Genomic DNA, 23,325 nt, shown 5'->3' on the forward strand with positions numbered 1-23,325 from the left:
GACGTGCCGCTCCCGGGGATGAATCCGTCCTCACACGCGCGGTCGACGACCGGTGAGGAGGTGGAGCGTGACCGAGGCCACCGCGGTGTCGACGAACGAGGCCGCCGCCGCACTGCTCCGCTCCAACCGCCGTCGCCGCAGCATCCGCCGCTGGGTCGCGATCGGCACGCTTCCGCTCACTCTCGCGGCGCTGCTCTTCGTGGGCAAGCTGCTGAGCATGTACGCGTTCGCCCACCAGGCGATCACCGCGTACGTGGTCGACGACTTCGCAGGTTCGGAGGCATCGGCGCGCGGGCAGGACGTCGCGAACTGGTTCGAGCCGCACAAGGCGCCGTTCAACATCGGCACCGCGCTGGCTGGCGCCGAGCAGCTGCCGCAGGCGCGCGCCGAGCTGGAGCGGTCCCTGTCGCTCGCGACGGGCCTGGAGGTGTGCGGGGTGCGGATCAACCTCGCGCTGGTGATCGAGCGGATGGGCGACGCCGCCCGCGCCGCCGGAGACGGCGCGACGGCGACCCAGCTCTACGGCGAGGCCCTGACCATCACGGTCGAGACGCCCGAGGAGTGCCACAGCGAAGAGGCGCAGCAGCAGTCGTCCGATCCGCAGCGCGACATGTCCGACACCCTCGACAGCACCGAGGGCCGGCTCAAGCAGAAGCAGCAGGAACAGGAACAGCAGCAGCCCCCGCAGCAGCCCGACCAGCAGCAGCCGTCGGAGGACAAGCTGAAGGGCCTGCAGGACAAGCTCGAGCAGGGCACACAGGAACGCGACCAGCAGCAGGGCGACGACCCCGGCGGCACGGGAACGGACAGGCCATGGTGATGGACCCCGAGCAGCGGCGCGCCCGCTACATCGCCGGCACCGAAGGCGCTCCTCCCGTCCCACCGCCCGGCGGCTACCGCGGGGCGCGACGCCAGACGTCCGCCCCACCCGCGAGCCCCGCCGTCACGACGGTCGTCGCGGCGGACCAGCCGAAGCAGCCGGCCAACGCCCTCGGCTGGATCGCGCTCATCCTCTCGATCCTGTTCGCGGTGACTCTGCTCGGCACACTGGTCGCCGGCGGCACCGACATCCTCTACGGCATCACCATGCTCACGGTGCAGCTCGTGGTCGTCGCCGTCATCGTCGCCGCCCTGTTCTCGGCGCGTGGCCGCAAGCTCGGCGCGATCGCCCTCATCATCGCCGTGCTGTGCAACGTGGCGACGATCGGCGGGGTCAGCGCCCTGCAGACCTCCGCGTCCGGCAACTACGAGGGCCGCAAGACGGCCGAGCAGAAGCACGCGGAGGCCTACCCGGGCATCAAGGGCACCGATGCACAGCAGACGCTCTCGCAGCAGTCGCTGGAAGAGGTGCAGTCCCAGGCCGAGACACTGTTCGCCGACATCCGCGCCCGGCTCACCGCCGAGTTCGGCTACACCTGGACCCACGTGGGCAGCGACGACCCGCGCCCTGAGCGCAACGGCTACGGCGGCGAATCGATGCTCGTCGAACTGACGACCGCCGCGTGGGCGACCAACGAACCCATCCAGGACTACGACCGCAAGCTCGCGGTCATGGCCGCCATCAACGAGGTGGTCGCCCAGCACGGGCTGTGGGAGCTGTACTCCTTCAACGACCCGACGAACTCGGGCATCGACCCCGCCATGATCACGAAGCTCTACGGCAGCGACGATCCCCGCACCCAGACCACCTGGGAGTACTACACCGAGAACTACCCCGATCCGATGCGGTTCTACGCCAACATCTACGACGTCTCGAACGATCGCGGCGGCGGCTTCCTCAAGGAGCGCGAGGCGCAGCACACCCGCACCGGCGAGCCGCTGGAAGGCCTGCAGCTCGTGGTGATCGCGAGCGGGCTGCTCAGCGAGGCCGACCGCGACGAATTCCAGACCAGGATGCAGGACTACCCCGGCTTCGAGTGACCGCGGCTCACGCCCCGAGGGTCAGCAGCATCCGCGCGAGCACGTAGCGGGCGTGGCCACGAGACGTGCGAGGGTCGTAGCCGAGCGTGTCGACGAGTGCGGTGAGTCGCTCCTGCACGCTGGAGTGATGCCGCCCGAGACGCGCCGCCGCGGCCCGCACGCTCTGCTCCTCGACCACCGCATCGAGCAGTTCCCGGCTGCGCTCATCGAGGCGTGCGAGCACCGCGGCATCGGGGTGCAGGGGTCCGGCGTCGGCACCCTCCGCGACAAGCAGCATCGCCCCGAGCGCGGCGGCATCGACCACCGGCTCCGTGGGACTCGTCAGCCGCACGGCCACGAGCGCCGACGACCACGACGAGGGGAGCCGCTCACCCGGCCCCGCGATGCCGAGTCCCAACCGCAACCCGGTGGCGTCGGGCCAGGCATCGACCGCGTCGACCGCCGCATCCAGGATCGTCGCGCGGGTGAGTCCGTGCCGCGTGGCGACGACCGCGGACGGATGCTGCGGCAGCGGCGCCGGATCGGGAGGGGAGGCGACGAGCCGCAACGCTTCGGCTGTGAGGCGCAGGCGGGGCAGCGCGGCCGCACGCTCGTCCGCTCCGGCATACGAGCTGATGGCGAGCTCGACCGCGCTCTCCGGCCCGACCGAGCGACGTGCGCGGATGATGCCGAGCGCGAGACTCAGTCGTTCCAGGATCATCGCGTCGTTGGTGTGCGGATCGCCGTCGCGCTCGATCCAGGCGATGGCATCCGGCCCGCTCTCCCGCACCGGCCACGCGTGCGACGGCTCGACCGGGTCGATGCGCACGCCGTCCGCCCGCACGCGAACGATCTGCCGGCCGTCGCGCTGACCGACCGTCGCACCGCTGAGCACCGCGGCACCGCGCAGCATGCTCTCCACACCGACCGACCGGGCGACGAGGGCATCGAAGTAGGTGACGACTTTGAGCGTCTCGCTGGCATCCGGGTCGAGGGCGGTGAGACGCCCCAGCAGATCTTGCATGTCGGGCTCCATCGCGCGGGGATTCCACCCTACGGGGTCGGCGCACGACCCCGTAGGGTGGGCGGACTCAGGAGAGCAGGCGGTTCACCCAGTTGTCGCGCGCGGCGAGCATGGCCTGCGCGACCGCGGCGTGCGGGGCGAACATGTCGAAGCCGTGGAAGCCCCCGGCCCACACATGCAGCTCCGCCTGCACTCCCGCTTCCCAGAGCTTGGTGGCGTAGGCGACATCCTCATCACGGAACACCTCGGCGCTGCCGCAGTCGATGAATGCGGGCGGCAGTCCGCCGAGGTCGGTCGCCCGCGCCGGGGCGGCATAGATCGACACGTCGTCGGTGCCCTTGCGGTCGCCGAGGAGCGCGGTCCATCCGGTGATGTTCGAGCCGCGGTCCCACACCCCGATCCCGTCGATCTGCTGCGTCGACACCGACTCGTCGCGGTCGTCGAGCATCGGGTAGATGAGCAGCTGACCGATCAGCTCGGGGCCCTTACGGTCGCGAGCGAGCAGCGCGGTGCCCGCAGCCAGCCCGCCACCGGCACTGCCGCCGCCGATCAGCAGCCGCGTCAGGTCGATGCCGAGCTCATCCGCGTGCTCGGCCGTCCACAGCAGTCCCGCGTAGCAGTCCTCCACCGGGTACGGGTCGGGGAACTCGGGGGCGAGCCGGTACTCCACCGTGACGATCACGCCGTTGAAGCGCTCAGCCCAGTCCAGGAAACCGACGACGCCGAGCCACCGGTTGCCGATGATCATTCCGCCGCCGTGCGTGTGGAAGAAGCCGGGGCCGGTGCCGGTGCGTCCTTCCTTCTCGATCACGGAGACGACGATCTCGTCGCCGTCGTGGCCCGCGATCGTGACGTCGCGCCGGGTGAAGCCGCGCTCGGCGAGCACGGTGAAGATCTCGTCCTCGCCACCCATGGGCGTCTGGCGCAGCAGAGGGATCATCTCGGCCGTCAGAGTGGACGGCATCTGGTCGCCGACGAGGGCGAGGGCGGCTTCGAGCTCGGGATCGAAGGGCGGTCGCGCCAGGGTCGTGTCAGTCATCAGAACTCCTTTGTTCTCGGCCACCACCGCGGCGGCGTTCCGTCAGCCTTCCGCACGCCGCACCCGAGGGTAACCCGCCAGCCGGACCCGATCCGACCCCGTCCCTCCGCCGAGTGGCGGGTCACCGAGCCGGTGTCGATCGGGCGACGGCCTGACTACACTGGCGCCACGACAGAAGGGATGTGCGACATGATCCGAGTGCTCGATGAACAGCAGTCCTACGAGTTGTTGGCCACGACCACGATCGGCCGGATCGGCTTCGTCGTCGACGACCGCGTGCAGATCTACCCGGTGAACTACGCCATCTCCGCGCACGATCTCCTGCTCCGCACCTCACCGCTGGGGCTGCTCGCTCGACTCGCCGAGCAGCCGGCCGACGTCTCCTTCGAGGTGGACTACCACGACCCCCTCGGCAACACCGCCTGGAGCGTGCTGATGCACGGCACCCTGTCGCGAGCGCCCGAGGAGCAGGCCGCCGACATCATCGCCCGCGTCAGCCCGTGGGCCGACGACGATCGCGATCTCCCCCTGATCTTCCGCATCGAGACCATCGAGGGCAGGAGCGTCCGCCGCGAGACGCGCCGCTGACCGCCTGCCGCCTGCCGCCTGCCGCCTGCCGCCTGCCGCCTGATCAGGATGCCAGCGCGAGACCCGCGGCGAGCGCGAAGCCGAGCACCGTCGCGAGCCCGGTCGACTCCTTCGCCTTGGACTGCGCCTCGGGGATCATCGAGTCGACGAGCATCACGAGCAGGGCGCCGGCCGCGAAGCCGCTCGCCGCGGAACGGAAATCGTCACCCGTGATGCTCGCGAGTCCGAAGCCGGCGACGGTTGCGAGAGCGCAGATCACAGTGACTCCCGCCCACAGCAGCAGCACCCGCGACTTCGCCATGCCGCCCTCGAGCAGGTCGGCCGCCGAGCCGATCGACTCGGGCAGGTTCGAGACCAGGATGGCGACGACGAGCGCGATGCTCACCGGCTCACCCGAGGCGAGGCCGATGCCGAGCACGAGCTGTTCCGGGATGCCGTCGAGGAGGGCTCCGACGGCGAGCTGGCCTCCGCCCGCCGACCCCTTGGTCTTCGCGGCACGGGCATCGAGGATGCGGTCGGCGATGTAATAGCTGATCGCTCCCGCGGCGACCCCGACCACGAGGGGCACGGGACCGGCGAGGTCGAGTCCTTCCTCCCACAGCTCGAACGCGATCGACGCCATGAGGGCACCGGCGCCGAAGCCGAGCACGATGCCCAGCCACCGCGGGGGCCACTTCCGCAGCAGCGCCAGCACGGCGCCGATGAACAGCGGCGCCGCCGCGACCACACCCCACAGGACTGCTCCGCCCATGACCTACCTCCGTGCGCCCACTCTCCCACCCCACGCGCCGCAACTCGCGGCATGAGTGCATGCCATTCCTGCCCGACGTCCGGAATGCACGTCTTCTCCACCGCCACCGGGGCGTTTGTCCGACTTCCCCGAGGCACCTTGCTCTGGTCGGTGACGCGTCCCACCTGCGCGACATCGCCAAAGCGCGGCAGGCACGCGACGCCGCCGTCGAACGGCTGGCCGCAGCCGTCGCCGCGGCACGAGAAGCCGGCGACTCCTGGACCATGATCGGAATCGCGTTGGGGACCTCGAAGCAGAATGCGTTCCGGAAGTACGGCGGCACCTGAACGGCTCGACCCTTCAACGACAGCGGCTGACATGATGCACCATTCAAATGGTATCGTGATGGCATGCGGACAACCATGGACAAGGCAGGGCGCATCGTGATCCCTGCCGCACTTCGCGAACGAGTCGGCCTGGTGCCGGGGCCGGTCGATCTGATCCTCGACGGCAACGGCATCCGGATCGAGATCGAGGCGCCGGACAACCTCATCGAGAAGGACGGGCGGCTGGTCATCAGGTCTTCCGGCATCACGCTGACACCCGACGCCGTTCGCGAGCTACGCCTTGCCGACCAGCGCTGACTTCGTCCTCGACACGAGCGCAGCGGTCGCACTTCTCGTGGAAGACAACACAGCACACTACGCCGTGCTGAGCTTCTGCCGCGGTGCAACCCTCGGCCTCGCTGGGCACGCCTCGGCAGAGACGTATTCCGTATTGACCCGCCTGCCGCCCCCCAATCGACTGACCCCGTCAGCAGCAGCCCGTGCCATCCGCACCGCGTTCCCCCGATCAATCTCACTCTCGGAGCAGACAGCGCTCACCGCCGTCGATGTTCTCGCCGATGCCGGAATCGCCGGCGGAGCCGTGTACGACGGCTTGGTCGCATTGTGCGCCCGCACCGCGGGAGTGACGCTGGTCACATGCGACCGCCGCGCCATGGGCACCTATGCCGCGCTCGGGGCCGACGTCATGCTCGTCTAGACGGCACAGGGCGACACGCCGCCCGCGGATAGACTGGGAAGCATGTCCAAGGTCCTCCAGTCCCTGCCCGTCGGCGAGCGCGTCGGCATCGCCTTCTCCGGAGGACTCGACACCTCCGTCGCCGTCGCGTGGATGCGCGAGAAGGGCGCCGTGCCCTACACGTACACCGGCGACCTCGGACAGTACGATGAAGACGACATCGAGTCGATCCCTGGCCGCGCCCTCGAGTACGGCGCCGAGGCCTCGCGCCTGATCGACTGCAAGACCGCCCTGGTCGAAGAGGGCTTCGTCGCCCTCTCCTGCGGCGCCTTCCACATCCGCTCCGGCGGCAAGACCTACTTCAACACGACGCCCCTCGGTCGCGCGGTCACCGGCACGCTGCTGGTGCGCGCCATGAAGGAGGACGGCGTCGACATCTGGGGCGACGGCTCCACCTACAAGGGCAACGACATCGAGCGGTTCTACCGGTACGGCCTGCTCGCCAACCCCCGTCTGCGCATCTACAAGCCGTGGCTCGACGCCGACTTCGTCACGGAGCTCGGCGGTCGCAAGGAGATGAGCGACTGGCTCGTCGCCCGCGACTTCCCCTACCGCGACAGCGCTGAGAAGGCGTACTCGACGGATGCCAACATCTGGGGCGCCACACACGAGGCGAAGACCCTCGAGCACCTGAACGTCTCGCTCGAGACCGTCGACCCGATCATGGGCGTGAAGTTCTGGGACCCCTCGGTCGCGATCGAGACCGAAGACGTCACCGTCACGTTCGACGCCGGCCGGCCCGTGGCCATCAACGGCGTCGAGTACACCGACCCGGTCGCGCTCGTGCAGGAGGCGAACACGATCGGCGGACGCCACGGCCTGGGCATGAGCGACCAGATCGAGAACCGCATCATCGAGGCGAAGTCGCGCGGCATCTACGAGGCCCCCGCCATGTCGCTGCTGTTCATCGCCTACGAGCGCCTCGTCAACGGCATCCTGAACGAGGACACCCTCGCCACCTACCACGAGCAGGGCCGCCGCCTCGGTCGCCTCATGTACGAGGGCCGCTGGCTGGAGCCGCAGTCGCTCATGCTGCGCGAGTCGATCCAGCGGTGGGTCGGCCTCACCATCTCGGGAACCGTGACGATCCGTCTGCGCCGCGGCGACGACTGGACCATCCTCGACACCACATCGCCGAACCTGTCGTACGGCCCCGAGAAGCTGTCGATGGAGCGTGTCGGCGATGCCGCGTTCGGCCCGGTCGACCGCATCGGTCAGCTCACCATGCGCAACCTCGACATCGCCGATTCGCGCGCTCGCCTGGAGCAGTACGCGGGCCTCGGCCTCGTGGGCGGCGCGACCGGCGAGCTCGTCGGACGCGTGACCGCCGGCGAGTCCGCCGAGATCACCGAGTCGGTGCACGGTTCGGTCTCCGAGGCCGACGAGACCCTCGCCGACGCGGTCGACACTGCTTCCGAGGGCGCGGCGTTCGACTCCGGCACCGACTGACGTGCCATCGCATCGGTGCCGCCGCTCCTCGGCCGGCACCGATGCGGATGACCGCTAGGAGCCGTGCTCGGCGGTGCGATCCTGCTCCTCGGCGCGATCGATGATGCGCGGAAGCACCTCGTCGAACAGTGTCACGATGGCCGCGCGCGTCAGCATCGCGTCGCGCTGCCACAAAGCCTCGCGGATCTCGAAAGTGGATTCCTCGGCAGCGACCCAGTCGAACGACCCCCTGGCGTGCTGCGTGAAGCGGCGGATCTGCGGTCCGAGGAGTTCGAGCACCCTGACCCGCGTGGCATTGCCCTCGAGGCGAGCGAGGCCGACCGCGATCGCCCGCAGCGCTCCACCGAAGGCTGCGATATCGCGCGCCTGCACCGCCTCGGACATGTCCTCGGTCAGGTCGACGAGATAGGTGACGTCGTCGGCCTGCACGAGCGGCATCGCGTGCCGCACCGAACCGATCCAGATGTCGCCGAACAGCGCGATCGCGTCGCGGATGCGGTCGAGGTCGAGCGGTGCGACGCGCGTGAACCTGTTGCGCTGCATCTCGACCAGGCCCTGCTCGGCCAGACGGGCCAGCGCATGCCGGACCGGTGTCTTCGATGTACCGAGCGACTCGGCGAGTTCGTAGTCGCGCAGCCGCTCCCCCGGCCGGAGCTCTCCGCTCACGATCGCATCGCGCACCCGGCGATAGACGTCTTCACTCATCGTTCTGCGCTCCAACGCGACATCGATGCCTGACAAATCACACCCTCCTCATGTACGGCGCCACCCCCCGATAATCCTGCGGCGCGCAACGCGTAACATAACACGACCGCTATCGGCGTCGCCTGTGCGCCCCCACCCGGGCGCCCGCTGTGAATCCCATGTCTATCTTGCACACTGATGTGCATGATCCGTACAATGAACGTCATGACCACTCGTGCACCCCGCCGCGATGCCGTCGAGAATCGCGCCGGCATCCTGTCCGCCGCCCGCTCGACCCTGGCTCTCGACCCGCACGCCTCGGTCGACGTGATCGCCCGCAGCGCCGGGCTCTCGCGGCGCACGCTCTACGGACACTTCGACGACCGCGATGCCCTGATCCGCGAGCTCATCTCCAGCGGTGCCCAGCGCTTCAACGCCATCGCCGCCTCGATCGACGACGCCGATGCCCGCCTCGCGCTCGCCCGCCTCGCCGCCCTCCTCTGGCAGGAAGCCGCGCACGTGCAGGTGGCCGCCGCACTCGCCCTCGATGAAGCCCACGTCGAGCACACCGCCGACGCACTCGCCCCCCTGCGACGCACCGTCGCGGCACTCGTGCGCCGCGGGCAGGACGACGGCAGCTTCCGCACCGATCTGGCCGCCCCGACCCTCGCGCGGCTGATCGAGGAGATGGCGCGCACCGTCATCTCCCGCACGGATGCCGCGAGCTCCGGCGCCGCCAACCTCGCGGTACGCGCGGTGCTGAGCATCGCCGGGCTGTCCTGGCGCGAAGCGGACGAACTGCTCGCCGCACACCCCGACATCGGGACATCCACACTCGACACATCCGACACCGACACCGACACCGACACCGAGAGCCGCGCATGAAGATCGCACTGCAAGACGTGAGCAAGGGCCGAAACGGCCAGGCACTCCCCTCGATGTCGCTGGAGTTCCACACCGGATCCGTGCGCTTCGCCCTCGCCGAGACCGAGCAGCGCCCCACCGTGCTCGGCCTGATCGCGAGCGGTCGCATGCGACCCGACTCCGGCCGCGTCAGCATCGACGGCACAGCCGACCCGAAGGCGCTGCGTCGCCGCGTGGCCCTGGTCGACGCCCCTGACGTCAGCGATCCGCACCCCGACATCACCCTCGCCGGCGTCGTCGGAGAAGAGCTGATGTTCGCGGGCGTGGCCGCCACCCCGCTGCACGCGCGGCGCTGGCTCACCCAGCTGGGCTTCGGGGAACTCGCATCCGTGCCGATCGGCAACATCGACCCCGCCGCACGCGTGCGCATCCTGTGTGAACTCGCGGTACTGCGATCGGGCGTCGAGGGCGTCGTGCTCGTGTCGCCCGACCGTCACGGTGGCAGCCCCGACGGCTGGTGGCGCATCGCCGGCGAGTTCGCCGACCGCGGCTACGCCATGCTCGTGATCGTCGGAGGCTCCGCAGCGGTCGCACTGGAGCGGATGCACGAGTTCGAGGCCATCAACGCCTCCGGCCCCGTCGAGCCGCTCGTGCTCGACGAAGCCGTCGAGGAGCAGTCGGCCCCCGATACGACGGACGACGACGATGACGAGGTCAAAGACGATCCCGCAGGCTCGCTTCCGGGGCCGATTTCGACCGACGAGAGCCCCACCGACGAAGAACCCGCGATAGACGAAGAACCCACCGACGAAGAACCCGCGATAGACGAAGAACCCCCCGACGAAGACCCCAACAACCACGAAGAGGACGGAGACGAGCGATGAAGGTTCCCGCCATGATCGCCGCCGAGCTCCGGCGCCTCACCGCGAGCAGGATGGGCATCCTCGCCCTGGTCGCACTGATCTGCGTGCCCATCCTCTACGGAGGCCTCTATCTGTGGGCGAACCAGGACCCGTACGCGAAGTTCCCCGAGGTTCCCGTCGCGCTCGTGGTCGACGATGAAGGCGCCCCCGCGCCCACCACCGGCACCGAGCAGGCGACCGGCGAGACCGTGAACTACGGCGAGGACGTGGCCGACAACCTCATCGAGGGCAACGCCTTCGACTGGCAGCGGATGTCGGCGGACGACGCCGCCGAGGCTCTGCGACACGGCACCGTCGACTTCACCGTGACGATCCCCGCCGACTTCTCGGCCGCGCTCACCTCGGCAGCGGGCACCGATCCGCACCAGGCGCGCATCGAGCTGGAGACGAACGACGCGAACAACTACCTGGCGTCATCGATGGGCACGCAGGCCGTGGAGAAGATCCGCAGCTCGGTCGCCGAGATGGTCGGGAGCGAGGCCGCAGAGCGTCTGCTCACCGGACTCAGCGACGTGCGCGACAGCCTGGTCACCGCGACGGATGGTGCGACGCAACTGGCCGACGGTGCCGGGACTGCGGCATCCGGCAGCTCCACGCTCGCCGACGGCACCGCGAAACTCGCCGACGGCACGGCGCAGCTGGCCGCCGGGGCGCAGACGCTCGCGAACGGCGCACAGCAGGTGAGCGCCGGCAACCGGCAGCTCGCCGACGTCGCCGACCGCGCCGGCTCCGCCGTGCAACAGGCCACGAACGCCCTGCCCCAGGTGCGCTCCGACATCGCCACCGTGCTCGCCGACCAGGGCCTCACCCCCGAGGAGATCGACCAGGTCCTGGCCAAGCTCGACCCGCTCGGCGCCCGCCTGCAGGAGGGCAACACCCAGGTGCAGAACGCGGTCGGCAAGGTCGACCAGCTCGCCGCCGGTGCCGCCACCCTCGCCTCCGGGGCCAGCGATCTCGCGAGCGGCGCCGGCACGGTCGCCGCCGGAGCCTCCGCCGCGAACGACGGAGCAGCACAGTTGCGCGACGGACTCGCCACGCTGGCATCCGGCACCGCCCAACTGCGCGACGGGCTCTCGGACGGGGTGAACGCCATCCCGGAATCCACCCCCGAACTGCGCTCCCTGCAGGCCGACACCATTGCCGACCCGGTCAAGGTGTCGAGCGACAAGGTCGCCTCCGCCGAGGACTACGGCGCAGGACTCGCCCCGTTCTTCGCCGCCCTGTCGGCGTGGATCGGCATCTACGCGCTGTTCCTCATCGTCAAGCCGATCTCGCGGCGCGCGATCACGGCCCTGCATTCCCCGATCCGGATCACGCTCGCCGGCTGGCTGACGCCCGCGATGCTCGGCGCCGTGCAGATGCTCGGGCTCATGGGCATCCTCGCCCTCACCCTCGGCTTCACGTTCGACCATCCGCTCGGCACGCTCGGGGTGATGATGTTCGCCTCGGCGACGTTCGCGGCGATCATCCTCGCGCTCAACGTGTGGCTCGGTTCGGTCGGGCAGTTCCTCGGGCTGGTGCTGATGGTGCTGCAGCTGGTCACGGCCGGCGGCACGTTCCCGTGGCAGACGCTGCCGGCACCGCTCGCGGCCCTGCATCACGTGCTGCCGCTGGGCTACGTCGTCGATGCGATGCGCCAGCTGATGTACGGCGGCGACTACGCACGAGCCGGATGGGATCTCGCGGTGCTCGGAGTGTGGCTCGTCGGCGCCCTGCTGCTCGCGATGATCGGCGTGACCCGGATGACGCACCGACGCACCCTGCGCGATCTGCAGCCCAGCCTGATCGGATGAGGCCGCCGCTCGCCGCGGACCGGACCCCCGCGGCGAGCGCGCGCCGGATATGATGCGAGGGCGCGGACCTGAGACGCGCACTGGGGCTCGGTGGGACTGAGTTCCACCTGTCTACCCGAAAGAGTTCTCGACGATGATGACCGATTCGCTGGAGTCCGCCGTACCCTCGCGCCCCTCGCTGGGCGTTCGCATCGGACGCATCGCGTTCCTCGTCGTGGCCGGGATCGTCGTGATCGCGGTCGCCGCGGCGTTCTTCGTTACCTGGACCATCCAGCGCTCCTTCCCGCAGACCGCGGGGACCATCGAGCTGGACGGGCTGCAGGCACAGGTCACAGTGCAGCGCGACGAGCGCGGCGTCCCGACCATCACCGCCGATTCCACCGACGACCTCTTCTATGCGGAGGGGTACGTGCACGCGCAGGACCGGTTCTTCGAGATGGACTTCCGCCGGCACGTCACCGCGGGCCGCGTGGCCGAGATGTTCGGCGAATCACAGGCCGGCACCGACGCCTTCCTCCGCACGCTCGGCTGGCGCAAGGTCGCCGAAGCCGAGGTCGCGGCGATGGATGACACCACCCTCGGGTACTACGAGGCCTACGCCGACGGCGTCAACGCGTACCTCGCCAGCCGCTCCGGCGCCGAGCTGTCGCTCGAGTACGCGGTCATCGGCCTGCAGAACCCCGACTACACGCCCGAACCGTGGGAGCCCGCCGACTCGGTCGCCTGGCTCAAGGCCATGGCCTGGGACCTCCGCGGCAACATCGAGGATGAGACCGAGCGGTCGCTCCTCGCCGCGCAGCTGGGCAATGCCGCAGACACCGGCGACCTGCTGAAGAAGCTCTACCCGGACTATCCCTTCGACGAGAATCCGGTGATCGTGCCGAAGATCTCCACGGTCCCCGCCGTCGGTACCGGCGCCGAGCCCGCCGCGTACACGCCGACGGAGACCGACGGCGAGATCCAGCAGGCGTCCACCACGATCGAGTGGGAGGAGACGTCGAACGTCATCGAAGCCGCGAGCGTGCTCGTCGGCGATGTGGGCGAGGGCATCGGCTCGAACTCCTGGGTCGTCTCCGGCGAACTCACCGAATCCGGCATGCCCCTGCTCGCGAACGACCCGCACCTCGGGGCATCGCTCCCCTCGGTCTGGTACCAGGTGCAGCTGAAGTGCTCGACCGTGAACGAGGCGTGCCCCTTCGACGTCGGCGGCTTCTCGTTCTCCGGCCTCCCCGGGATCGTGATCGGCCACAACCAGCACGTCGCCTGGGGCTTCACGAACCTCACCACCGACGTCACCGACCTCTACATCGAGCGCGTCGAAGGCGACCAGTACTGGCGCGACGGCGCCCTGGTACCCCTCGAGGAGAGCACCGAGACCATCAAGGTCGCGGGCGGCGACGACATTGAGCTGACTATCCGGTCCACCGTGCACGGCCCCATCATCTCCGGCCTCACCGACGACTTCACCGTGATCGCGGACGATCCGGAGCCCGCACTCGATGCCGAGGTCGGCACCCCCGCCGCCCCCCTGCCCGCCGCAGAGGACGATGCCGAATACGCGGTGAGCCTGCGGTGGACGGCCCTCGACCCCGGTACCACCGCGACCGCGATCTTCGCACTCTCCACCGCGCAGGACTTCGACGACTTCCGGTACGCCGCGTCGCTGTTCGACGTGCCGGCGCAGAACCTCATCTACGCCGACACCGAGGGCAACATCGGCTACCAGACGCCCGGTCGCCTCCCGATCCGCGGTGCGGGCGATGGATGGATGCCGCAGCCGGGATGGGACAGCAGCTACGACTGGACGGGCTTCATCCCGTTCGAGGAACTGCCCGTGTCGTACAACCCGGCGTCCGGCTACATCGTCACCGCGAACAACGCGATCGTGACCGACGACTACGCCTACTTCCTCTCCCGGGACTGGGACTACGGATACCGCGCCGCACGCATCGCGCACCTGATCGAACGGCTCTCGGCCGCGGCGCCCCTGACTGCGCAGGACATGCGCGACATCCAGATGGACGACGAGATGTGGATCGGCAAGCGGCTCGCGGCGGCGATGAGCGATGTCGAGGTGTCCGGTGCCGGACCGACCGAGGCCGTGGGACTGCTCACGGCGTGGGATGCGCAGAACGCGGCATCGTCTTCGGCCGCCGCCTACGCCAACGTGCTGTGGTCGAACCTCGTGCAGAACATCTTCGCGAACCGTGAGCAGCCCTTGCCGATCGACGGTCAGGGCAGACTCTTCACGGTCGTCGGCGACATGCTCGACAACCCTGGCGATCCGCTCTGGGTCAACCCGAAGATCGACGTCGACGGGATGGAGCAGATGCTCGCGCTGTCAGCGGAGCAGGCCTACGACGAGCTCGCCGGACTGCAGGGGACGGCGACCGCGCGGTGGAACTGGGGCGATCTGCACGCCATCACCCTGACCAGCGACACCCTCGGGTCATCCGGCATCGCCCCGGTCGAGGCGCTGTTCAACCGCGGACCCTTCCCTGTGAGCGGCGGGGCCTCGGTCGTGAACGCGACCGGGTGGGAGCTCGGTGTCTCGTACGCCACCACCACGGTGCCGTCGATGCGCATGGTGGTCGACCTGTCCGACTTCGACGCCTCGACCTGGATCCACCTCACCGGCGCCTCCGGTCACGCCTTCCACGAGCACTACACCGCCCAGACCGCGGACTGGGCGGCCGGCGTGCAGAAGCCGTGGGCGTTCTCCGCCAAGGCGGTGAAGGCGGCGGTCGTCGACACCCTGGTGCTGACCCCCGCAGGCTGAGCACGGTTTCCGTCGGATACCGTTGACGGGTGCCGTCCAGCTACCTCGCCCCCAAAGGAACCCCCGCCACACTCCTGGAGTTCGAGCACGGCGGCGCCACCCTCATCGCGGAGACGTTCGGTGAAGGACCGCACACCTACCTGCTGCTGCACGGCATCGGCATGGGGCGCAGCGTGTACCTCGACATCGTGCAGCGACTCGACGGGCGCGTGATCGCCCTCGACCTGCCCGGGTTCGGCGAGGCACCCGAGCCCACGCGCACCCTCACCATGGAGCGGCACGCCGACCTCGTGGCCGCCTACCTGGAGCACGTGAACGCCGAGCCCGTCGTGGTGATCGGCCACTCGATGGGGAGCCAGATCGCGGCGGAGCTCGCCGCGCGGCATCCCGCCCTCGTCGAAGGGGTCGTGCTGGCCGGGCCCACCGTGAACAAGGCGGCCCGCAACATCCAATCGCAGGCGCGCTACCTGCTGATGGACCTCATCGGCGAACGACCCCTGGTGATCTGGCGCGGAGCCCGCGAGTACCTGCGGGGCGGTCCCCACCTGTTCCGCAAGATGCGCGCGACCATCGTGCACGAACCGGAGGACGCGTTCGTCCGCATCGAGTGCCCCGTGCTGGTGCTGCGCGGCGAGAGCGACCCGCTCGCCCCGATGAGCTGGTGCCGCGAGATCATCGACGCGATCCCCGGCGCCGACCTCGAAGTGATCCCCGACCACGGGCACGGCACGCTGATCAGCGACTCGGAGCCCGCCGCACGCCTGATCCACGCCTTCGCCGCGAAGCTCTGACGCCTGCGGGAGGTTCTTCCCGCGCTACCGCGTTCACAACTCAGGACGGGACCCGTCTCTGCGTCCGCTTGTCTTCCGGCGCCCCTGTTCCGGTGTGGTCCTCCTGAGTTGTGATCGCGGGCGGGATGTGAACTTCGGGCCCAGCACGTCGATGACATCCCGAAGGGCATCAGCGACCGTGTCGGGGCGATTAAGAATGTCGGCTGCCAGCGGGCGGACCGTCACATACCCCAGGCGCGCAGCGGCAAGGTCCCGCTCACGATCCTGCTTCTGCTTCGTCCATCCTTCGTGGAACGTCCTGCTGTCGCACTCGACGACGAGCCAACCGTCAACGATGAAATCGACACGGCCAACACCCACGATGAGCACCTGAGTCTCGTAGGAGACCCCCAGTGCGCGGAGGATGAGCCGAACGAACGTCTCAGGGCCCGACTCCGCGGAAGGATCGACGAGGCGGAGAAGAGTCCGGAAGCGAACCGGCAACTCCAGGAACATCGCCTCCAACTGCGTCCTGGTGACGAGCCCGTGATGCACGAGGCTGTCGAGCGTCGCCACGGCCGCACGTGGTGACTGGCAGCGCAGGGAGTGGATGACCGCAGCGCGGAGTGAGGTCACGTGGAGGAGGTCGTGCTCCGGCTCATCCGCCCAGTGGACGCGCACCCCGCCCGATGTCGGTGCGCCCAGTCGGGAACTGTTGGCCGGCACCTGCGTATGCACCGCGGAGACTCTCAGCACGAAGACTCCGAGGATCTGCAGAAGTGAAAGGCAGGTGAGCCTGCCGCCTACGCGGACCGCTGCTGCGATCGTGTCGTCAAGATCGAGACGTCCGTATCTGTTCCGTCGCAGTCTGATGAGTCTGCCTGCCCGGACGGAGGAGGTGATCTGACGCGCGGTCAGCCCTTGGTGCAGAAGGTCGTCTCGCGTATGTACCTGCGGTGCGAACACGGTGGTTGCCAGTTGTTGTGGTGTGGGAGTCGGCACACAGAGAGCGTGTCGAAGACCTGCCGGAGAAAACGGCGCATGGTCCCGATGTGGAGTACTCCAGTCGATTTCAGGAGTGTGCAGGGCTTCCGCCCGACCCCGTGAAGGTCACCAGCCGCTCCCTCAGACGTTCACAACTCAGGAAGAAAGGCGCGCTTGGTCGCGAGCGCCACGCCGAGGCTTGTATCTGGCGCACAAAGTCCTGAATTGTGAACCCAAGTTCTTTGAGGAGTTGCGGACGCGAGGGCGGTCAGCCGGCGGCGGGAGGGGTCTGCTTCGACTCGGCCAGCTCGTCGACGACGAGGCCGCGCTGCTCGATGGTGCCGTTGCGATAGGCCTGGCGTCCGACCATGTGCGCCGAGAGCGGCGCCGTGGCGAACTGCATCAGCACGATCGGGGCGACCAGCACGAATCCGAGCAGGATACCGCCGATGGAACGCTGCGACAGGGCGATCGCGATGCAGATGAGCAGCAGCCCGAGCACCTGCGGCTTGGTGGCCGCGTGCAGACGGGTCGGCACGTCGCGGAAGTGCAGCAGACCCACGGCCGCTGAGAGGCACAGGATCGCTCCGAGCAGGATGAGCACCAGGACCGCCACATCGATGACGGCATCCGGGATCATGAGACCGAACACGTTCATGGTGTCGTGTTGTCCCTTCTCGCGACGAAGCGGGCGACCGCGATCGAGCCGAACACGCCGATCGCCGCGATGATCAGCAGCACCGGGATGTTGCGGGTGTGACCGTTGATCGCCATCTCGGCACCGAGCACGCACATCACCTCGGTGAGCAGCACGTCGGAGGCGACGGCACGGTCGAGGATCGACGGGCCGCGCACGATGCGGATCAGGGCGAGCACGGCGGCGATGCCGAACACGACCATGATCGCCAGGAGCAGGAGGTTCATCGGGCACCGCCCTTCATCGATCCGGTGAGACCGGCGCGCTCGTCGGCCCTGAGCGCACGATACTGCGCGGGGTCGCCGAGCGCACGCACCACCCTGCGCTCCCAGCGGAGCACTCCGGCGCGCTGCTTCTCCACGTCGTCGAGGGTGCGCACGCCGATCACGTGCAGGTACAGGATGTGGCGGTCGCGATCGGTCTCCACGATCAGTGATCCGGGGATCAGCGACGACACGACGGCGACGTGCGTCATCACCAGGTCGTCGGCGTAGCGCAGCGGCACCGCGATGATGGCTGTGCCGGGCTGGCGCCGGAAGTCGAACACCTGCACCGTGACCGCGAGCGCACCGCGCAGCACCGCGAACAGGAACTGCACGACGAAGAGTGCGGCGTACCAGAGGTTGATGCGCCCCGACAGCGCGACCGTCGGAAGACGGAAGACACGGGTGACGAAGATCGCGACGACGAGTCCGGTCAGGAATGACAGCACGGTGAACTGCGCCCACAGCAGCATCCACAGCACCACGAGCCACGCGAGGAACGGCAGCTGCACGCGGATGTCGTGCCAGAGGTGACGTCGGGTCTCACGTCCCATCAGCCCACCTCCTCCTGCAGCTGCACGAGGTTCACGGGCTGCAGCAGCCCGGCGCCGATGCGGTCGCAGAGGGCGTACAGCGGACCCGCGAACACCGTCAGGGCGAGGGTCACGGCCACCATTCCGCCGGTCGCGAGTGTCATGATCTTCGGGATGCGACGCGTCTCCTGCTGCTCATCGGCCGCGGGAGCGTTGCCGAGGTACGAGATGCGTCCCTCGGTCTCGGTGGAGTCCTCCTCCTCGCGCCAGAAGGCGAGGTTCCATGCGCGCATCAGAGCGTACAGGGTGAGCAGCGAGGTGATGATGCCGCCGAAGATCAGCACGATCATGAGCGGTGTGCCGATCTGGGCCGCGGCCTCGAACAGCGCGAACTTGCCGATGAATCCCGAGAAGGGCGGCAGACCGCCGAGGTTGATGGCGGGTACGAAGTAGAGGATCGCGATCAGCGGCGCGACTTTCAGCAGTCCCTTGACACGCAGGATCGACGTGCTGCCCGCGCGACGTTCGATGAGACCGACGGCGAGGAACAGGGTCGTCTGCACGACGATGTGGTGCACGATGTAGTACACCGTGGCTCCGATCGCGGCCGGGGTGGCGATCGCGAGACCGAAGATCATGTAGCCCACGTGGCTGACCAGCGTGAACGACAGGATGCGTTTGAGCTCGGCTTGCGCCACGGCACCGAGCACGCCGATGATCATGGTCGCGAGCGCGATGATCAGCAGCAGCGTGTTGATGCTGTTCGACGCGAAGAGCTGCGTCTCGGTGCGGATCAGGGCGTAGACGCCGACCTTGGTCAGCAAGCCCGCGAACACCGCGGTGACCGGCGCCGGCGCGGTCGGGTACGAGTCCGGCAGCCAGAACGACACCGGGAAGATGGCGGCCTTAATGCCGAACGCGACGACCAGCATCAGGTGCAGCACGAGCTGCGTCTCCTGCGGGAGCTCCGACATCCGCTCGGCGATCTGCGCCATGTTGACCGTGCCGAGCGCGCCGTAGATCATCGCGATCGACGCGAGGAACAGGATCGACGACACCAGCGAGACGACGATGTAGACGGCGCCGGTGCGGATGCGGGATTCGGTACTGCCGAGCGTGATCAGCACGTAGGAGGCGACGAGCAGGATCTCGAAGCCGACGTAGAGGTTGAACAGGTCGCCCGCGATGAAGGCGTTGAAGATACCTGCCGCGAGGATCAGGTACGACGGGTTGAAGATCGAGATGGGTGTCTCATCGGTGCCGTCCGCGACGCCCTGGCCGATCGAGAACAGGAGCACGGCGAGCAGCACGACGCTGGAGATGAGCACCAGCAGCGCGGCGAGACGGTCGACGTAGAGCACGATCCCGAACGGCACGGGCCAGCCGCCGACCGAGACCGCGAGCGGAGCTCCGGCGTCGACCACCACCAGGAGCACGGCGGCGATGATCGAGACCGCGGCGAGGGTGGCCACCGTGACCACGACCTGGAGCCGGGCGTTGCGACCGAACACCAGCGTGACCGCCGCGCCGAGGAGCGGCAGCGCGACCAGGAGAGGGACGAGGGAGGTCATGTCCTGTCCTCCTCGTCCTCGTCGCGGTCATGGGGTTCGTCTGGGCGCGGTTCGTCACCGTCGTCCGGGGAGGAGGACGGTTCGCTCCCCCAGCCGGTGGGAGCGTCGAACGGCGCGTCGTCGTGGATCGCGGGGTGATCGCGCATGTGCAGCACGGTGATCGGCGCGGTCTGCACGCCCACGAAGTCGGTGGTCGCTTCGTCGTCGTCGGTCTCGGACTCGTCGTCCATGAGGTCTTCGTCGGCGTCGGTGCGCTCGCGGAGCGCGATGTCGGCCTCGTCATCCTCGACCGTGTCGGCCTGTCCCAGCTGCCAGGAGCGGTAGATCAGCGCGAGGAGGAAGGCCGAGACGGCGAAGGTGATCACGATGGCCGTGAGCGTGAGCGCCTGCGGGAGCGGATCGCTCATCTGCCCGTCGGTGCCGAAGAACGGCGCGTTGCCGGGAACGCCCATCACGATCAGCAGCAGCAGGTTGGTGGCGTTGCCGAGCAGCAGGAAGCCGATCAGCACCCGCGTGAGGCTGCGCTCGAGCATCGCGTACACGCCGCACGCGAAGAGGACCGCCATGATCACGATCAGGGTGAGCGAGACATCCATCAGCTGCTCCCCCCGCCGCGCGCGAGGAAGCCCTCAGGGCCGGGGGTGGTGCGCAGCGCCGCCTGCCGGTCGACCTCGGCGCCGAGGCTGCGCAGCACGTCGAGCACCAGGCCGATCACGACGAGGTACACGCCGATGTCGAAGATGGTCGACGTGACGAACTCCATGTGGCCGATGCCGGGGATCTCCCACTCCCAGAACGTGCTGGTGAGCGGTGCCATCCCGAAGAACAGCGGGACCACGGCCGTCCCGACGGCAAGGATGAGGCCCGCGCCGAGCAATCGTCCGGCGTCGGTGGGCGCGGCGGCGCCGAGCTCCCAGCGACCACCCGCGATGTAGCGCATCACCAGGGCCATGCCCGCGACGAGGCCGCCGGCGAAGCCGCCTCCCGGCAGGTTGTGTCCGGAGAACAGCAGGAAGATCGACACCACGATGATGGTGTGGAACAGGATGCGCACGATCACCTCGAGCAGGATCGACCTGTTCTCGGGTTTCATCTTCTGGCCGCCGACGAGCCAGGCGCGCGGGCTGCTCTCGTTCTCGGAGGTCTGGAAGCGGATGCCCTCGGTGGTCTCCACGAGGGGGCGGCTGCGGGCGGCCTTGCGCGTGGCCCGCGGCAGGTTCTTGGTGGCGGCGAGCAGGTCGGCGCGATGCGTGACGAACACGAGCGATGCGACACCGGTCGCGGCGAGCACGAGCACCGACAGTTCGCCCATCGTGTCCCAGCCGCGCAGGTCGACCAGCGCCACGTTGACGACGTTCTTGCCGTGACCGATCTCGTAGGCGAGCTTCGGGAACGCCTCCGAGATCGGGTTCGCGATGCGCGACTGCGTGGCGACGACCGCGACGAAGGCCATGGTCACGCCGACGCCGATCGCGAGCAGGGCGCGGGGGACGCGGCCCACCGAGGCGTTGTGCTCGCCCATCCGGGCGGGGAGTCGACGCAGCACGAGCGCGAACGTGACCATGGTGACCGTCTCGACCAGGATCTGCGTGAGAGCCAGGTCGGGGGCACCGCTGGTCGCGAAGAGCACCACCATGCCGAGTCCGGTGACCGAGACCAGCACCACTCCCGTGTAGCGCTTCTGGGCGCGGACGGCGAAGACGCCGGCGATGGCCATGATCGGCGCCACCACGATCTGGGCGGGCGTGTGCCAGGCGGAGAGGTTGTAGCGGTCGATGTCGCTCGCGATCAGGGCGGTCACCTCGGCGGCGACGAACACCACGAAGATCGTGCCGACGTAGACCGGCAGCGAACCGCGCTGCGTGAGGGTGGTGCTGAGCACCGAGAGGCGGTCGACTCCGCGCATGACGAGGTAGTAGACGTCGGCGGCGGTGAACGGCAGCATCCGCGTCTTGCGGTCCCACCCGGTCCTGCGGGTGAGGAGGAACAGGCCGAACCCGAGGAGGATCGAGAGGATCGAGATGCCCAGCGCGGGCTCGAAGCCGTGCCAGAGCGCGAGGTGGCCGGGGCCTTCGACGGCCTCGCCCGCATGATCGAGGCCGGGCGTCGCGGTGACGGCGTATCCCTGCAGCGCCACGTCGAGCGCAGGAGCTCCGATGCCCGCCGCGAGAGTCACCCCGGCGAGGATGATCGGCGCGGACAGGAACCCGACCGGCGGGTCGGGCCAGGCGGTGTCCGGCAGCTGCTGTCCCTGCTCGTCGCGCTTCTTCCAGAACGCTCCCCAGAGGAAGCGCACGCCATATGCCGCAGTGAGCATGGAACCAAGGACGACGCCGATGAGGGCGACGAGTCCCCACGGGGAACCGCCCTGCGCGTCGTCGAGGAGCGCGGTGAGCGTGGATTCCTTGGCGACGAAGCCGATGGTGGGCGCGATGCCCGCCATCGAGGCCACCGAGATGAATGCCGCCGTGGCCATGACCGGCGCCTGCCTGCCGACGCCGGAGAGCTCGTTGATGTCACGGGTCGACAGCTGACGGTCGATGACCCCCACGATCAGGAACAGTGCCGACTTGAACAGGGCATGCCCGATGACCAGGGCGAGACCCGCGAGCGCGGCGGCCTGCGTGCCGTATCCGACGACGATCGCGAAGAACCCGAGCTGGCTCACGGTGCCGAACGCGAGGATGCGTTTGAGGTCGGTCTCGCGCAGCGCCTGGATGCCGCCGAGCAGCATCGTGACGATGCCGAGCGTGATGACGATGGGTCGCCAGGTGGTGCTGAAGGCGAAGATCGGGGCGAAGCGGGCGATCAGGTAGATGCCCGCCTTCACCATCGCGGCCGCGTGCAGGTAGGCGCTGACCGGAGTCGGCGCGGCCATCGCTCCGGGGAGCCAGAAGTGGAAGGGGAACAGCGCCGACTTGCTGATGGCGCCGATCAGGAGCATCACGACCGCGGCATCGACGAGGGGTCCGGTCGGTGCGATCTCCAGGATCTGCTGGATGCTCGTCGTGCCGGTGTCGACCACGAGCAGCACGACGCCCACGAACATCACGAGCCCGCCGAGGGTCGTCACGAGCAGGGCCTGCAGTGCCGCACGTCGGCTGGCCGCGCGGCGACGGTAGTGCCCGATGAGGAGGTACGAGAGGATGCTCGTCACCTCCCAGAACATCACGAGCATCACGAGGTCGTCGGTGAGGACGAGTCCGTACATGGCGCCCGCGAAGCCGAGCAGCACGCCGGCGAACTGGCCGATGCCCGCCGTGTCCTCGTAGAAGTACCAGCGGCAGTAGAGCAGCACGAGCGAGCCGACACCGGTGACGATGAGGGTGAGCACCCACCCGAGCACGTCCATGTGCATCGACAGATTGAGCCCGAGCTGTGGGATCCACTCGACCGACTCGAACGGCGCGTTGCCGTCGAGCACCTGCGGCGTCATGACCAGCGCCTGCACGAAAGCGGCGGCGGGGACGAGCGCGGCGATGGCGAATGCCTGTGCTCCGAGCCAGCGCACCAGAACGGGCATCAACAGCGACCCGAGGAGGAACACGGCGAGGAGCGTGAGCATATACGCGGCTCCCTAGGGGCTCGTCGGCCTACTGGCACAGGCGGGCGGGTGTCCGTCCAGTTTACCGGCGCGAGAGCGTGCTGAGGT

22 protein-coding genes are annotated in these 23,325 nt (G+C 68.8%); 11 read left to right on the forward strand and 11 right to left on the reverse strand.

The genetic code is table 11. From position 1 onward, the window contains the following. Positions 1–67: 67 nt before the first annotated feature. Positions 68–820, forward strand: coding sequence for a hypothetical protein (locus tag WFM69_RS00795; protein ID WP_337000676.1), 753 nt, complete (start codon positions 68–70; stop codon positions 818–820). After that, complete coding sequence (locus WFM69_RS00800; protein WP_337000678.1) at positions 814–1,920, forward strand: hypothetical protein; 1,107 nt, start codon at positions 814–816, stop codon at positions 1,918–1,920. The genes WFM69_RS00795 and WFM69_RS00800 overlap by 7 nt, the downstream gene beginning before the upstream one ends. Before the next feature lie 7 nt (positions 1,921–1,927). Here WFM69_RS00800 and WFM69_RS00805 read toward each other — a convergent pair whose 3' ends face one another. Beyond that, entirely contained in the window at positions 1,928–2,923 is a 996-nt protein-coding gene (locus tag WFM69_RS00805; RefSeq protein ID WP_337000680.1) for a hypothetical protein, read from the reverse strand. Positions 2,924–2,990: 67 nt separating this feature from the next. Beyond that, entirely contained in the window at positions 2,991–3,962 is a 972-nt protein-coding gene (locus WFM69_RS00810) for an alpha/beta hydrolase (protein ID WP_337000682.1), read from the reverse strand. Between the two features lie 189 nt (positions 3,963–4,151). Between WFM69_RS00810 and WFM69_RS00815 the strand changes: the two genes are divergently transcribed. After that, positions 4,152–4,550 (forward strand): pyridoxamine 5'-phosphate oxidase family protein, encoded by a 399-nt coding sequence (locus WFM69_RS00815; protein ID WP_337000684.1) that lies wholly within the window; start codon positions 4,152–4,154, stop codon positions 4,548–4,550. A 43-nt stretch (positions 4,551–4,593) separates the two neighbouring features. Here the strand turns inward: WFM69_RS00815 and WFM69_RS00820 are convergent, their stop codons facing one another. Next, on the reverse strand, positions 4,594–5,301 hold the full coding sequence (locus WFM69_RS00820; protein ID WP_337000686.1) for a ZIP family metal transporter: 708 nt from the start codon (positions 5,299–5,301) through the stop codon (positions 4,594–4,596). 389 nt (positions 5,302–5,690) lie between these two features. Between WFM69_RS00820 and WFM69_RS00825 the strand changes: the two genes are divergently transcribed. Genes WFM69_RS00825 through argG form a run of 3 tightly spaced genes read left to right on the forward strand, consistent with a single transcriptional unit; the run spans position 5,691 to position 7,812 of the window. Next, positions 5,691–5,924: an AbrB/MazE/SpoVT family DNA-binding domain-containing protein gene (locus tag WFM69_RS00825; protein ID WP_337000688.1), complete on the forward strand. Its 234-nt coding sequence runs from the start codon at positions 5,691–5,693 to the stop codon at positions 5,922–5,924. Beyond that, on the forward strand, positions 5,908–6,324 hold the full coding sequence (locus WFM69_RS00830) for a PIN domain-containing protein (protein WP_337000690.1): 417 nt from the start codon (positions 5,908–5,910) through the stop codon (positions 6,322–6,324). The genes WFM69_RS00825 and WFM69_RS00830 overlap by 17 nt, the downstream gene beginning before the upstream one ends. Before the next feature lie 42 nt (positions 6,325–6,366). After that, a complete protein-coding gene (gene argG, locus WFM69_RS00835) occupies positions 6,367–7,812 on the forward strand; it encodes an argininosuccinate synthase (protein ID WP_337000692.1) in 1,446 nt (481 codons plus the stop codon). A 54-nt stretch (positions 7,813–7,866) separates the two neighbouring features. Here the strand turns inward: argG and WFM69_RS00840 are convergent, their stop codons facing one another. After that, positions 7,867–8,517 carry a GntR family transcriptional regulator gene (locus WFM69_RS00840; protein ID WP_337000694.1) on the reverse strand — a complete coding sequence of 217 codons (651 nt, stop codon included), beginning with the start codon at positions 8,515–8,517 and terminating at the stop codon, positions 7,867–7,869. 204 nt (positions 8,518–8,721) lie between these two features. Here WFM69_RS00840 and WFM69_RS00845 point away from each other — a divergent pair, with 204 nt between their 5' ends. The 5 genes from WFM69_RS00845 to WFM69_RS00865 all read left to right on the forward strand — a co-directional run bounded on the left by WFM69_RS00845 (position 8,722) and on the right by WFM69_RS00865 (position 15,646). After that, on the forward strand, positions 8,722–9,381 hold the full coding sequence (locus tag WFM69_RS00845) for a TetR/AcrR family transcriptional regulator (protein WP_337000696.1): 660 nt from the start codon (positions 8,722–8,724) through the stop codon (positions 9,379–9,381). After that, positions 9,378–10,244 carry a hypothetical protein gene (locus WFM69_RS00850; RefSeq protein ID WP_337000698.1) on the forward strand — a complete coding sequence of 289 codons (867 nt, stop codon included), beginning with the start codon at positions 9,378–9,380 and terminating at the stop codon, positions 10,242–10,244. Before WFM69_RS00845 ends, WFM69_RS00850 begins: the two co-directional genes overlap by 4 nt. Continuing rightward, on the forward strand, positions 10,241–12,076 hold the full coding sequence (locus WFM69_RS00855) for a YhgE/Pip domain-containing protein (protein WP_337000700.1): 1,836 nt from the start codon (positions 10,241–10,243) through the stop codon (positions 12,074–12,076). The genes WFM69_RS00850 and WFM69_RS00855 overlap by 4 nt, the downstream gene beginning before the upstream one ends. 133 nt (positions 12,077–12,209) lie before the next feature. Further along, entirely contained in the window at positions 12,210–14,855 is a 2,646-nt protein-coding gene (locus tag WFM69_RS00860; RefSeq protein ID WP_337000702.1) for a penicillin acylase family protein, read from the forward strand. Positions 14,856–14,884: 29 nt separating this feature from the next. Beyond that, complete coding sequence (locus WFM69_RS00865; protein ID WP_337000704.1) at positions 14,885–15,646, forward strand: alpha/beta fold hydrolase; 762 nt, start codon at positions 14,885–14,887, stop codon at positions 15,644–15,646. Positions 15,647–15,679: 33 nt separating this feature from the next. Here WFM69_RS00865 and WFM69_RS00870 read toward each other — a convergent pair whose 3' ends face one another. The 7 genes from WFM69_RS00870 to WFM69_RS00900 form a co-directional block, all read right to left on the reverse strand. Further along, entirely contained in the window at positions 15,680–16,627 is a 948-nt protein-coding gene (locus WFM69_RS00870) for an endonuclease domain-containing protein (RefSeq protein ID WP_337000706.1), read from the reverse strand. Between the two features lie 250 nt (positions 16,628–16,877). Next, positions 16,878–17,267 carry a monovalent cation/H(+) antiporter subunit G gene (mnhG, locus tag WFM69_RS00875; RefSeq protein ID WP_337000708.1) on the reverse strand — a complete coding sequence of 130 codons (390 nt, stop codon included), beginning with the start codon at positions 17,265–17,267 and terminating at the stop codon, positions 16,878–16,880. After that, a complete protein-coding gene (locus WFM69_RS00880; protein WP_337000710.1) occupies positions 17,264–17,533 on the reverse strand; it encodes a monovalent cation/H+ antiporter complex subunit F in 270 nt (89 codons plus the stop codon). The genes mnhG and WFM69_RS00880 overlap by 4 nt, the downstream gene beginning before the upstream one ends. Then, positions 17,530–18,123 (reverse strand): Na+/H+ antiporter subunit E, encoded by a 594-nt coding sequence (locus tag WFM69_RS00885; protein WP_337000712.1) that lies wholly within the window; start codon positions 18,121–18,123, stop codon positions 17,530–17,532. The genes WFM69_RS00880 and WFM69_RS00885 overlap by 4 nt, the downstream gene beginning before the upstream one ends. Next, positions 18,123–19,673: a Na+/H+ antiporter subunit D gene (locus WFM69_RS00890; protein ID WP_337000714.1), complete on the reverse strand. Its 1,551-nt coding sequence runs from the start codon at positions 19,671–19,673 to the stop codon at positions 18,123–18,125. Before WFM69_RS00890 ends, WFM69_RS00885 begins: the two co-directional genes overlap by 1 nt. Further along, positions 19,670–20,269 carry a Na(+)/H(+) antiporter subunit C gene (locus WFM69_RS00895; RefSeq protein WP_337000716.1) on the reverse strand — a complete coding sequence of 200 codons (600 nt, stop codon included), beginning with the start codon at positions 20,267–20,269 and terminating at the stop codon, positions 19,670–19,672. The genes WFM69_RS00890 and WFM69_RS00895 overlap by 4 nt, the downstream gene beginning before the upstream one ends. After that, positions 20,269–23,238, reverse strand: a complete 2,970-nt coding sequence (locus WFM69_RS00900; RefSeq protein WP_337000718.1) for a Na+/H+ antiporter subunit A — start codon at positions 23,236–23,238, stop codon at positions 20,269–20,271. The genes WFM69_RS00895 and WFM69_RS00900 overlap by 1 nt, the downstream gene beginning before the upstream one ends. Between the last annotated feature and the right edge of the window lie 87 nt (positions 23,239–23,325).

Origin of the sequence: Microbacterium sp. LB12, assembly GCF_037150835.1 — a bacterium.
Classification (GTDB): Bacteria; Actinomycetota; Actinomycetes; order Actinomycetales; family Microbacteriaceae; genus Microbacterium.